Below are 11,747 nucleotides of genomic sequence, written 5' to 3'. Positions count from 1 at the left end.
GGCACGACCGGCTTCCGAAGGTTTCAGCGTCTTCTGAAGTTACGGATTCAGGTAAAAAGCAGTTCCACTTGGAGAAAAACGGCTATTCTGGCCATAGCGAGTGGCAACAGGACTGGCAATCACAGTTTTCGACACGGCGCTCCCGTTTTAACTTTGGTCTGTCGGTGAAATTCCGACACGTGAATCGTCAGTAGCACTGCTCGCTGGCGTCTTGCGAAAAATACTCAGGTTTAGATAACTTTGAGTAGGTTTGAGCAAGTTTTCAGGAGCGGTTGACATCCTCTCACCACCAAGCGGATGGCCGCTACCGGGGCGGCCCCATCTCCACCGAAACTCTACGAGCTATGGATGGAGTATTGTTGATAAAATTTACTGGATATGGGCCAACACACCATCAAGCTCATCCAGCGAATTGTAGGAAATGACCAGCTTGCCCTTGCCTTTGGCACTGCATTGGATGGCTACCCTGGCCCCGACTTTTTCAGACAACTCATCCTCAAGCTGCTTGATATTGGGGTCAAGGCGCTTGACGGTTTGACCGCCGCTCTCCTTTTCCTGCTGTATCCGGCGAACCAACGCTTCTGTCTGACGCACAGACAACCCTTTTGCCGTAACGGTTCTGGCTACGTCCAGCTGATCCATTTCCCCCAGGGCAAGCAGCGCTCTGGCATGGCCCATTTCCAGGTCGCCATATTCCAGCATTTTCTTTACTTCAGGGTTCAGGGCCATCAGTCGCAAGATGTTGGCCACGGCAGCCCTGGACTTGCCAACGGCTTGAGCCACTTCCTGTTGGGTCAGTTCGAACTCTTTTTGCAGCCTGGAGAGCGCAATCGCCTGCTCAATCGGGTTCAGGTCTTCCCGCTGGATGTTTTCTATCAGCGCCATGGCAATGGCAGCCTCATCGGGAACGTCACGAATCAGGGCAGGGACTTCTGCAAGGCCTGCCAGCTGGGCTGCACGCCAGCGACGTTCACCGGCAATGATTTCATAGCGATTCTGCCCGGCGGGACGAACCACGATAGGCTGCATGATGCCCTGCTCTTTGATACTTTCAGCCAGCTCTTGCAGGGCATCAGGGTGCATATCCCGGCGGGGCTGGTACTTGCCACGCAGCAGAAATTCAACAGGCAGGTCTTTCATTGTCCCATCCAGCGACGCCCGGACCGGTGATGGCCCGGAGAGATCATCAGACAGGGATACCGGCAGCCTGGCGCTACCGAGCAGGGCATTCAAGTTGGTACCGAGACGTTGTTTCGCCATGTGTCAGTGAGTTCCTGTTTTCCTTTCCGACTTGCCAAGCCCCTTGATGTCATGCTTGCGCACCAGCTCCCCGGCCAGCGCCAGATAAGCCACCGCACCACGGGAGTTCCGGTCATAGGCCAGTACCGGCTTACCATGACTTGGTGCCTCGGCAAGCCGGACATTACGGGGAATCACGGTCCGATAGACCTGGTCACCAAAATGGTTGATGAGCTGTCTCGATACTTCGGTGGTCAGCGTCGTCCTGGGGTCGTACATGGTGCGCAACAGGCCTTCGATGTGTAAGTCAGGATTGATGGTTTTCCGAAGGCCCGCAATGGTTTCCATCAGGGCCGTCAGACCTTCCAGTGCATAGTATTCGCACTGCATCGGAATAATGACCCCACGGGCAGCCACCATGGCATTGACGGTCAGCATGTTCAGCGATGGCGGGCAGTCAATCATGATAAAGTCGTACTGGTCCGCCACTTTGGCCAGGGCGTCATGGAGTCTGGATTCCTTGCGGTCCATTTTCATCAGCTCAACTTCTGCAGCCGTCAGGTCGGCGTTTGCCCCCAGAACATCGTAACCACCATCCCGGGATGGCAAAATGGCCTGCTGGATATCACAACGCCCCGTCAGTACATGGTAAACAGACCATTGCTGGGCATGTTTGTCGATTCCGCTGCCCATGGTGGCATTCCCCTGGGGGTCAACATCAATAAGCAGTACCCTCTGCTTACTGGCCGCCAGGGAAGCCGACAAGTTAACGCAGGACGTGGTTTTGCCAACCCCACCCTTCTGATTGGTTACCGCTAGAATTTTAGCCACAGCCGTTTAATACCATTCAATGCCTGTTACGCAAAATGACAAGATGACGATCGCCGTCTGTTCCCGGTACCTTCAAGGGTTCACAGCCAACCAGCTCAATGTCGTGACGATCCATCAGTTCCTTCAATTCAGCTTCAGGATATAGCCCTTTCATGGCCAGATAAACACCTGAAGGTGATAATAAGTGTTTTGTACCATCTACCATATTAACCAATGAGCTGAATGCCCGTGAAGTAATGGTGTCAAAAGGTGCTTCCACCTGAAAAGATTCTGCGCGGGCATGAACGACTTCCAGGTTATCCAGCTGAAGGTCCAGTTTTGCCTGAAGCATGAAACGGGTCTTTTTGCCATTACTGTCCAGTGTCGTGAATTTTTTATCCGGATACACAATCGCCAGGACAACACCCGGCAGTCCCGGACCTGAACCGGCATCGAGAATCGCTTGACCAGAAATATGGGGAACAATGCTCAGACTATCAATAATATGTCGGAAGACCATCGCCCCGGGGTCACGGATGGCGGTGAGGTTGTAGGCTTTATTCCACTTGTTCAGCAGCAGGACATAGCGAGTCAGCAAATCTGCCTGGACCGGAGACAAGTCGATACAGAGTGATTTGGCACCATGACCAATGTCGTATTGTAATGTCTGGGCCAAGGGATGGTCGGTAGATGGATGGTCGGTAGATGATTGTGGGGCTTTCATGAATTCCTTCAGCCAGCGCAAGTCCGGGTGCCGTTACGATCTGGTCTGGCTTTACTGATGACAATAGTTAACGGGTCAGTCTATTTCATAACGTTGATAAAATCGACGCAATCATTCATTCACGAAATATTATCCATCCCTTGCAGGGCCGCCTGTATGCCAGCCAATTGCCCCTTTACTTTTTGATAGGCCTCGTAGCTTTTGATGCTTTCTGCCAGAATGGCATCTCTCTCAAGTGGCTCTTTGTCTGGATCAAAAAGAGCGGTTGCATTTTTCGCTAACTCCAATGCCTTCATTGCATCCACGCAAATACTGGCGTTATTGAGTAATCTCGTTGTAGGGAGACGCCGCTGCTGACCGTTAACATGTCTGCCATGATCCCCGGCAGACTGTACATTAACAGTATCCACCTGCTTTTTCAGTTGCGCGGTGTAGTATGCGACTGGTGACTTTTTTAATGTACCGCAGCGCATGGCCATGGCGTAGTTAATTACATCCAGGGCCTCTTGTGAATCAATATCCACCCCGGGGAGATAGGTGTCCCATGTGTGGGTCATTTTCAGGCACTCAAGCCGTAATTTGATACAAGCGTCGGTCAGCTGTGTTTTTTTTTCCTGGCGTACGGCAAGCTCTTCCACGAGATCACTTTTTGTTGTCCCCTCCAGGGCCTCTGCCCCAGTTGGGGCCTTTTCATTTTTCTCCCGAATACCAGGATCGCCAGGCACATCAGGCAAGGTAATGCTGTGCTCCTCCAGTTTTTTGGGTGCAGTATTTTGGGGTTTGAAGGCAGGAATATAGGGGACAACATGTTTCGGCACGGCAGGCAGTATGTCAGCTATATGATCATCGTCGTCAGAATTACGATTCAGGACTTCATGAGCTGCCGCCATCAAGTCTTGCATGAAAGCCTCATAGCCAGGAATAGCCAAAACAGGAAAAGTGGGTCCCATACAACCACCTCATAACCAACCACAGAAACTATTCTCTCCCAGACATTAATTTTGAGAAAAAGTTTCAAAAACGATGTCAGGACTTCTTTTCAGGCAGAGGAGGACCCTGTCAGGCAAAAGTTGAGCCTGGCTCCAGGCTGCATAAATCCAGGCAAGTTTTTGCCGGAAGTGACCCAAGGATATTAATGGATATTAGCTTGTCGGAGCAGGAGAGCAGTGCCGGATGTGAACCGGGGAGCCCTTCCGGGATCGCCTGGCCAATGGCTTGATAATGGTCCACCCAGAACGGCATCAGCTCTCCGGTCGCCATATCCCGGAAACTCATGGGGGTTTCTTCAAACAGGAAAATGCCTTTATTGGCCTGGCGAAACGCATGAACGATTAATTCACTGCAATACCAGCTTTTCTGATGTGCTGCCTGATTCTGGCGATAGTGTGGATCATAGGGTATCGAAAGCTGCTGCTCTGCAAACGTCAGGGCATCAGGAACCAGTGCCGAATAGCTCGATGCCAGCCGACAAACCAGAACGCAGGGTCTGCCATGGTTGTCTGAAACCGAATGGCTGACAAAGTCAGCCAAAGGGGTTTTGTGCACCCGGGGCATTACTGCTTCGATAACCATGCCATCTCCGTCGTAGAGCGCTACATGGTTAATGGCCGCACCGTCCCGACCGGCAAAAAGTCGACTGATAACCCATTCGGCCTCGCCACCTGAGCGCAATTGAAACAGCAGGTCACCTGGCAATAGGTCTTCAGTAATCGTAGTGGCTGGCAGTGCTTTATCCATAATGTATCCAATACATCAACCGGCGAACCTTACAATTTAATAAATCATGCTCAGGAGTATAGAGCCTGTCAGGCCATTTCATTGCGCAACAGGTCAAGTATTTGGCCAGTATCAGGACGAACGCCACGCCAAATAGCAAACTGTTCTGCCGCCTGCTCAACCAGCATACCAAGCCCATCAATGGTTTTACCTGCACCTTGCTCACGGCACCAGCGATTGAAAAGGGTTTCGTCGGCACCGTACATCATGTCGTAACAGCAGGTGTCTTGATCAATAATATGGCCCGGTATGGCTGGCATCTCTCCCTGCAGGCTGGCAGCGGTTCCATTGATCACCAGATCAAAACGACCTTCGATTTCGTCGAATCCACAGGCAGAAATGGCATTATCCCCAAAGTATTCGACCAGCGTATCAGCCTTGCTACGGGTACGGTTGGCTATGACAACCTCAACCGGTTGCCCTGCAAGCAGAGGTTCAAGCACACCTCTCACAGCACCGCCGGCCCCCAGAATAAGTACCCGGGCACCTTTAGTAGTTACCCTGTTATTTGCCAGGTCAGCAACCAAACCAGGCCCATCGGTGTTATCCCCATGAAGCAGGCCATGCTCATCTTGCCACAAGGTGTTTACCGCTCCGGCTTTTTCCGCTCGTGACGTTCTCTTCTGAGCTAACTGCCACGCCTCTTCCTTGAATGGCAAGGTGATACTTAACCCCAGATCACCATTGCCAAAGAATTCATCAATTGCCTGTTTAAAGCCGTCAATGTCAACCAATTGGGCGCTGTAACGCAGATTTTGATCAGTCTGGTCGGCAAACAATGTGTGAATGACCGGTGACTTACTGTGGGCGACAGGGTTCCCCATTACTGCGTACGTGTCTACTGGCCCAGCCATGATTCAGACCCTCTTGGTTTATGCCCAGTTTTTTGGCGTTAAAAATTCTTCATACAGTCGTGCCTCTTCGGTGCCGGGCTCTGGACTCCAGTTGTAGTCCCAGCGCACATAAGGCGGCAGTGACATAAGGATAGACTCTGTACGACCACCGGACTGCAGACCAAACAAAGTCCCCCTGTCGTATACCAGATTGAATTCCACATAACGGCCACGGCGGTAGTGTTGAAAACGCTTGTGTCGCCCAGAGTAAGGCATGGATTTACGACGCTGGACAATTGGTAGATAGGCGTTGATAAAACTGTCGCCCACCGACTGCATAAAATCAAAACTGCGCATGAATGGCCACTCGTTCAGGTCATCGTAGAACAGTCCGCCAATCCCCCGGGGCTCATTGCGGTGTTTCAGGAAGAAGTAGTCATCACACCACTTTTTATAGCGGGGGTAGACATCATCACCAAAGGGTTCGCAGGCCTGTTTGGCCACCTGATGCCAGTGTTGACAGTCCTCTGCAAAACCGTAGTAAGGCGTCAGGTCATAGCCGCCACCAAACCACCAGATCGGTGCTTCTCCTTCCTTATGGGCTATCAGCATCCGAACATTGGCATGGGACGTTGGCACAAATGGATTATCCGGATGGATCACCAGGGAAACCCCCATGGCCTGAAAACGCCTGCCAGCCACGTGCGGTCGATGGGCAGTGGCGCTGGCAGGGAGCTGATCCCCGTTTACATGGGAAAAATTCACACCGGCTTTTTCAAACACCTTGCCCCCTTCAAGCACTCTCGCTTTTCCGCCACCACCACCGGAGCCAAGGTAGTTCCATTGGTCTTCCCTGAAGGAGCCTTCGGTTTCTTCTGCTTCAATCGCTGTGCATATGCGATTCTGCAAATCCAGCAGGTATTGCTTTACAAGTTCAACAGATGGTTCTGACATTCCGGGAACAGCCTTTTATTAACTAAAGGAGCTGTCATTTAACAGCTTCGATATTTCCATGAGCGCTGCCCGAAAAAGACAGGCCACTTGTGTGGATAATGACGCGCACCTCGTATTTATAGCAACCGCCGCAGGGCAGACTATTCTCGAACAGCCTCCTGGCCAGCCCTTACCAGTTTACCCGAACGCAGGTCTTGAATTTTTGATGGTGTTTTCTGTCCTCCGGTTTCACCGGGAACAATGCCATCAAGTAGTGAGCCAAACTCTTCTTCTACATCGCAGAACGTTAACAGCGGGTCCTTACCGGCAAGGTTTGCTGACGTAGACACTATGGGGTGCCCTGTTGCTTCACACATTTTTTTCACCAGTGGATGCGCAGTGATACGAACGGCAACCGTATCAAACTGACCTCTGACCCAGTCAGGTGTCCAGCCAGCAGGGTCTGGAATAAGCCAGGTATAAGGGCCCGGCCAGGTAGACTTCAACCGGGCTCTTTCTGTTGCAGAAAGTGGCTTAAGCAGTGGGGCAAACTGATCCTCTGAAACACCAACCAGAATGACCCCCTTTTCCACCTGCCGCTGTTTGATCGCAAGAATCCTGTAGACAGCCTGCCGGTTCCAGGGGTCACATCCCAACCCCCATACGGCTTCTGTCGGGTAAGCGATGACACCGCCGGTTCGGATTATTTTGGCTGCCTGATCAACATCCATCATGAAAACTTCTCTCAGATAAATCTCCGCCAGGAGGCTGCCGGAAAACAGCGTGCACCGCAAGCCCCCTTTCTGCATTCGCCTGTTGATCCGCCCGAAATCACCACAAGAAAATTAGCCTGGCAAAAAAAGTTCACAAGAAACGGAAACAGGCGTGAAGCCCGAATAGTGTGCGCTGATCGAACAAATCAGCCAAGGCGAATAAAACCACCGGCTGTGGACTCTATTACACCGTCAAGTTCCATTTCCGTGAGCACGACAGAAAGCTCGGCAAAGGGAATTCCGGACAGTGTGCTGATTTGATCCGCACTGACAACGTCAAATCCCATCACTTCAATAACTTTAAGTCGTAAAGGGTCTGTCTCTTTGCGATTGGAAGTCGATGGAGAAAATTCATTCATAACCCTGTGCAGCTGTGGTGCCAGTTCAATCAAGACATCATCAGGGCTTTCCACCAGCACAGCTCCTTCGCGGATCAGTTTATGACAACCCCGACTCAAAGGGTTCAACACAGAACCGGGTATGGCAAACACTTCGCGCCCCTGCTCCGCTGCCAGCCTTGCCGAGATTAAAGAGCCGCTTTCCATTGCCGCTTCAACCACCAGCACCCCAAGGGATAAACCAGACAGAATACGATTCCGGCGGGGAAAGTTGCCGGGAAAGGGTTTCGTTCCCAATGGGTATTCGCTGACGACGGCCCCCTGGCTGGCAATTAATTGATAAAGGTCCTTATTCCGTGGCGGATAAACCTGATCCACACCGGTGCCCAACACGGCCACGGTAGCGCCATAACAACCCAACGCCCCCTGATGAGCCGCCCCATCGATACCCATTGCCATCCCACTGGTAATCACCAGGCCACTTCTTGCCAGGTGTTCACAAAAATCCCGGGCAACCTGACGACCATTTGGTGTAGGCCTGCGACTACCGACAACACCCAGCTGCGGCTCACTGAGTAATTGACTGTTACCAATGACGTAGAGCAACACCGGCGCATCAGGAAGCTCTTTCAGTGCGTTGGGATAGTGATGGGAGTCCGGTGTCACGATGGAATGGGCCTGACTGGCTTGCAGCCATGCCCGGGTCAGGTGCAACTGTTTCTGAATCGATGCGTCTGTGTGGGCATTGACCAGCAAACGGGCCAGTTTCTCTGGAATAATGCCCTTCAGTTCAGTAAACGGGGTAGAAAAAAGCTGGCCGGGATGTTGGAATTTTTCGATAAGCTGGCTGGATTTGATGGGCCCCAGGCCCGGAATAAGGGAAAGCGTTAACCAGGGGAGCAGTTGTAACCAGTCCTTCTGGTCTGTATCAGTGTATATCATTGAATTCTCTTTCCCCGGTTGTGTGGCTTATTCTGTTTATTTACGTGTTGATTAACAGCTCTGCCAAATAAGCCACACCTCCAATGAAACACCCGATAAATCACCCGGGCTGTTTTTGAATAATTTACTATGGTTGTGGGCTCCGGAGGATATAGCCAACTTCAATATCCTCTTTAGCTGATAGCACAATACCATAGCTCATTTTTTCAAAAGGTCGATAAACCATCACTAATCCTATTCTCTCAGATGGCAGCACGACCTGTTCATTGGCCAATGGATCAAAGCCCAGTTGTGTCTTGCGGTAGATAGCCAGGATATCTCCCTGCCTGAGACTCTCCCGGTTTCCCTTGTTAATAACCACCGTATCAAATTTGGAAATCTTTTTTCTATTGCCCAGATTAGCGGTGACTATACCCTCTACTGGCGTAGACGGCGCTCTTGGAAAAAACGTTGTTACCAATCCGCTGGCGTCTTGCTTGACCAGTCGATCGCCGGGTTTGATCTCCATTTTGCTGTCCTGAACGATGATGGAGGCAATTCCTGCCTTGACACGACTCAGGCTGATGGTTCCGACATCCATCCCGATGAGCCCGAGCACCTCGTTGGTTTGTGGGTCAACAATCTGCTCACCACGGCGAACCACATCAAATCGCAGGGTCTGCCCGGCAAAATTTCCCCGCGCGTATATTTTATCGCCGGCCCCCGATGCCAATTTGCCATCTTTCGCAGCAAACACATAAGGCGCGTTATTCAGCTGTCCCTCACTGGCAAATACATGACCACCTTCCAGATAACTTTGCACAGCACCCAGGGGAATCGCCGGGATTGCAGACTCTCCCGGCTTCACCCGGATTTTTGGACTTAATTTAATCGTCCGACCAGAATTTCCACGATTGGCAATCATCAATCTGGGCTGACCATCGATATAAACCAGACTGATCACATCGCCAGGGTAAATCAGATGGGGATTTTTTACTTGGGGGTTAGCAAGCCAGATTTCCGGCCATAGCCAAGGGCTGTCCAGAAAGGTGGTAGATATATCCCACAGGGTATCGCCTTTCTCAACGGTGTACCTGTCGGGTGAGTCTGCCTTTACCGGGCTGTCGTATGCCAGTCCCAGAGAGGACATACAAAGCAGGATTCCTGCCAGAGCAAAGCGTCTCATTGTCGTCCCGATTCCTTGAATGGTTTTTAGTTTAAGTTAGGGTAATGGAAGTTTGGCCAGCTCTGCAGCTTTCGGCCAGGAATCATTGCCACACCAAATTTCCCCGATCGGACCAACAGCGTATCAACCGCTTCAGCCTGTGGGCAATCGGCTCTCATTTAGTTCTCGGCTTTAGTGCCTGATTCTCAAGATCAGGCCATACAAATAGCAATGCATTCTCAGCAATGGGCCAGGAAAAATACAGCTACTATTTGTTTGTTGTAGTTTCTTGTTGTAGTTTCCCGGGCAAGTGTGGGTTGGATCAAGGAGCAACTTTGAAGCAGAAAATCCGGCTGTCTGTGGCAGCGTTATGCTCTGTTGTCAGTTTTTGGTTGATGGCGGCAGCGCCCATCACACACAAGTCACACGGACTTTCACGCTTTGATAACCTTAAATACCCGAAAGGCTTCAGGCACTTCGATTACGTTAACCCTGAGGCTCCCAAGAGAGGCAAACTTAAACTTGCCGCCATTGGTGTGTTTGATACTTTAAACCCATATTCCCGTACCGGAACCCACATCTCCCAAATTTCCCCCCTGCGATTTTTTACTCTGGGCTTTCTGGGGTTGAATGAACCATTGATGACAGGAACCGGTACTTACAGTCCGTCAGGTGATGAAGCCCGGTCTGCTTACGGACTGATTGCCGAATCCGTAGAGTACCCCGACGACAACCTGTGGATAACCTTTAACCTTCATCCCAACGCCCACTTTCATGATGGTCATCCGATTACAGCAGACGACGTTGAGTTCTCCTTTGAGTACCTGCGCTCAAAGGGCCCGATCAAATATCAGCTGCAGCTCAAGCCCATTGAGCGTGTTGAGGTTCTTGACAAGCTCAGCGTTCGCTTTCACTTCAAGAGTTCTGGCAACAGGGATCAACTGTTCTGTGCTGCCGAACTGCCCGTACTGCCTGCTCATTACTGGCAAAACGAGCTTCATGAAAAATCCAGACTGACACCGCCACTGGGCAGTGGACCGTACAAAATCACCCATGTGGAAGGAGGGTCATCGGTCACATTTACCCGAGTCAGGGATTACTGGGGGAAGGATCTGCCGGTGAATCGAGGTAAATACAACTTTGATCAGATCACTCTTTATTTCTACCGGGATCTGACCTCAGCCTTTGAAGCCTTTAAAGCCGGAGAGCTTAGTCTCTATTTCGAACCCCTTGCCAAAAACTGGGCCAAAGCCTACAACTTTCCCGATATCACCTCTGGCAAAGTGATAAAGGCCGAGATTCCAAATAAAAGGATTATTGGCAGTCCAATGATCGTGTTCAACACCCGCAGGGCACCGTTTAATGATATTCGGGTAAGAGAAGCGATTAGTTATCTGCTGGATTTTGAGTGGAGTAACCGAACGCTGTTTGAAAACGCCTATACCCGGGCCAACAGTTACTTTCCAAACTCCCTGTATGCCGCTTCAGGTATACCTTCTTCCCATGAACAGGCGCTGTTGGAACCGTTTCGTACACAACTGCCGCAAGCCCTGTTCCAGCAGCCGTTCTTATCCTCAAAAACCCGCGGTGATGGTTCCATAAGGACCCAACAGCAACAGGCGCTCACCCTGCTTGGTGAAGCAGGATGGCAGCTCAAGGGAGGCAAGCTGGTCAACCGCAGGCAAGAACCGCTGGCATTTGAGCTGATTACCTCCAGTCACCTGTCGGACAGGCTGATCCTGCCGTTTAAAAAAAACCTGGCCAGCATTGGTATTGAGCTGCAATACCGGGTCATCGACACCAGTAACTATCTACAACGAGTGCGAACGCTGGATTTCGATACCATTGGCAATGCCTATCCCTTGGGACTCTCATTGGGCAGCGAACTTTTCAGGTACTTCCACTCCGGTAATGCGGATATACCCGATACCCAGAATCTGGCCGGGATCAAAAACCCTGTGATCGATGCACTGCTGGAGAAAATACCAAAGGCCGAAAGCCAGGAAGCACTGGAAACCATTATTCACAGTCTGGACCGGGTACTGCTCTGGAATCACTACGGTATTCCGCTGTGGTACTTTGGCAAAGTCAGAGTTGCCCACCAGAACAATATCAAGCGACCGGCTATGGCCACAGATTACCCCATGATCATCAATACCTGGTGGCAGGCTGAACCAGGAGGGTCTCAGTGAATAGACTGCCCTACTGCGGCGACAGCAAATTAATCTAAAAATC

The 11,747-nt window shown here is 51.2% G+C and carries 12 protein-coding genes; 2 read left to right on the top strand and 10 right to left on the bottom strand.

The genetic code is table 11. The annotated features are described in order from the left end of the window. Nucleotides 1-194, top strand: a 194-nt coding sequence (locus tag KDK14_RS03860; RefSeq protein ID WP_257263701.1) for a hypothetical protein, incomplete at its 5' end; no start/stop codon positions are given. A 175-nt stretch (nucleotides 195-369) separates the two neighbouring features. Here KDK14_RS03860 and KDK14_RS03855 read toward each other — a convergent pair. The 10 genes from KDK14_RS03855 to KDK14_RS03810 all read right to left on the bottom strand — a co-directional run bounded on the left by KDK14_RS03855 (nucleotide 370) and on the right by KDK14_RS03810 (nucleotide 9,497). Beyond that, a complete protein-coding gene (locus KDK14_RS03855; RefSeq protein WP_257263700.1) occupies nucleotides 370-1,260 on the bottom strand; it encodes a ParB/RepB/Spo0J family partition protein in 891 nt (296 codons plus the stop codon). Between the two features lie 3 nt (nucleotides 1,261-1,263). Then, complete coding sequence (locus KDK14_RS03850) at nucleotides 1,264-2,070, bottom strand: ParA family protein (RefSeq protein WP_257263699.1); 807 nt, start codon at nucleotides 2,068-2,070, stop codon at nucleotides 1,264-1,266. 16 nt (nucleotides 2,071-2,086) lie between these two features. Further along, nucleotides 2,087-2,773: a 16S rRNA (guanine(527)-N(7))-methyltransferase RsmG gene (rsmG, locus tag KDK14_RS03845; protein WP_257263698.1), complete on the bottom strand. Its 687-nt coding sequence runs from the start codon at nucleotides 2,771-2,773 to the stop codon at nucleotides 2,087-2,089. 119 nt (nucleotides 2,774-2,892) lie between these two features. Continuing rightward, entirely contained in the window at nucleotides 2,893-3,723 is an 831-nt protein-coding gene (locus KDK14_RS03840; protein WP_257263697.1) for a hypothetical protein, read from the bottom strand. A gap of 109 nt (nucleotides 3,724-3,832) precedes the next feature. Beyond that, nucleotides 3,833-4,510: a YiiX/YebB-like N1pC/P60 family cysteine hydrolase gene (locus KDK14_RS03835; protein WP_257263696.1), complete on the bottom strand. Its 678-nt coding sequence runs from the start codon at nucleotides 4,508-4,510 to the stop codon at nucleotides 3,833-3,835. Nucleotides 4,511-4,578: 68 nt separating this feature from the next. Next, complete coding sequence (aroE, locus tag KDK14_RS03830) at nucleotides 4,579-5,403, bottom strand: shikimate dehydrogenase (protein ID WP_257263695.1); 825 nt, start codon at nucleotides 5,401-5,403, stop codon at nucleotides 4,579-4,581. A gap of 18 nt (nucleotides 5,404-5,421) precedes the next feature. Further along, nucleotides 5,422-6,336: an oxygen-dependent coproporphyrinogen oxidase gene (gene hemF / locus KDK14_RS03825; RefSeq protein WP_257263694.1), complete on the bottom strand. Its 915-nt coding sequence runs from the start codon at nucleotides 6,334-6,336 to the stop codon at nucleotides 5,422-5,424. Between the two features lie 140 nt (nucleotides 6,337-6,476). Beyond that, entirely contained in the window at nucleotides 6,477-7,124 is a 648-nt protein-coding gene (locus KDK14_RS03820; protein ID WP_306671454.1) for an L-threonylcarbamoyladenylate synthase, read from the bottom strand. A 110-nt stretch (nucleotides 7,125-7,234) separates the two neighbouring features. Beyond that, a complete protein-coding gene (dprA, locus tag KDK14_RS03815; protein ID WP_257263693.1) occupies nucleotides 7,235-8,368 on the bottom strand; it encodes a DNA-processing protein DprA in 1,134 nt (377 codons plus the stop codon). A gap of 127 nt (nucleotides 8,369-8,495) precedes the next feature. Further along, nucleotides 8,496-9,497, bottom strand: coding sequence for a LysM peptidoglycan-binding domain-containing protein (locus tag KDK14_RS03810; RefSeq protein WP_257263692.1), 1,002 nt, complete (start codon nucleotides 9,495-9,497; stop codon nucleotides 8,496-8,498). Nucleotides 9,498-9,847: 350 nt separating this feature from the next. Between KDK14_RS03810 and KDK14_RS03805 the strand changes: the two genes are divergently transcribed. Beyond that, nucleotides 9,848-11,704: an extracellular solute-binding protein gene (locus KDK14_RS03805; RefSeq protein ID WP_257263691.1), complete on the top strand. Its 1,857-nt coding sequence runs from the start codon at nucleotides 9,848-9,850 to the stop codon at nucleotides 11,702-11,704. The last annotated feature ends 43 nt before the right edge of the window (nucleotides 11,705-11,747 follow it).

The organism is Endozoicomonas sp. ONNA2 (assembly GCF_024606365.1).
Lineage (GTDB): Bacteria > Pseudomonadota > Gammaproteobacteria > Pseudomonadales > Endozoicomonadaceae > Endozoicomonas.
The sequence above is the reverse complement of the archived record's forward strand: the minus strand, read 5'-3'. Positions and strand labels throughout refer to the sequence as shown.

Coding starts and splice junctions, on each gene's coding strand:
- KDK14_RS03855 (WP_257263700.1), bottom strand. CDS start 1,260: ATGGCGAAACAACGTCTCGGTACCAACTTGAATGCCCTGCTCGGTAGC.
- dprA (WP_257263693.1), bottom strand. CDS start 8,368: ATGATATACACTGATACAGACCAGAAGGACTGGTTACAACTGCTCCCC.
- rsmG (WP_257263698.1), bottom strand. CDS start 2,773: ATGAAAGCCCCACAATCATCTACCGACCATCCATCTACCGACCATCCC.
- aroE (WP_257263695.1), bottom strand. CDS start 5,403: ATGGCTGGGCCAGTAGACACGTACGCAGTAATGGGGAACCCTGTCGCC.
- KDK14_RS03810 (WP_257263692.1), bottom strand. CDS start 9,497: ATGTCCTCTCTGGGACTGGCATACGACAGCCCGGTAAAGGCAGACTCA.
- KDK14_RS03840 (WP_257263697.1), bottom strand. CDS start 3,723: ATGGGACCCACTTTTCCTGTTTTGGCTATTCCTGGCTATGAGGCTTTC.
- KDK14_RS03835 (WP_257263696.1), bottom strand. CDS start 4,510: ATGGATAAAGCACTGCCAGCCACTACGATTACTGAAGACCTATTGCCA.
- KDK14_RS03820 (WP_306671454.1), bottom strand. CDS start 7,124: ATGCAGAAAGGGGGCTTGCGGTGCACGCTGTTTTCCGGCAGCCTCCTG.
- hemF (WP_257263694.1), bottom strand. CDS start 6,336: ATGTCAGAACCATCTGTTGAACTTGTAAAGCAATACCTGCTGGATTTG.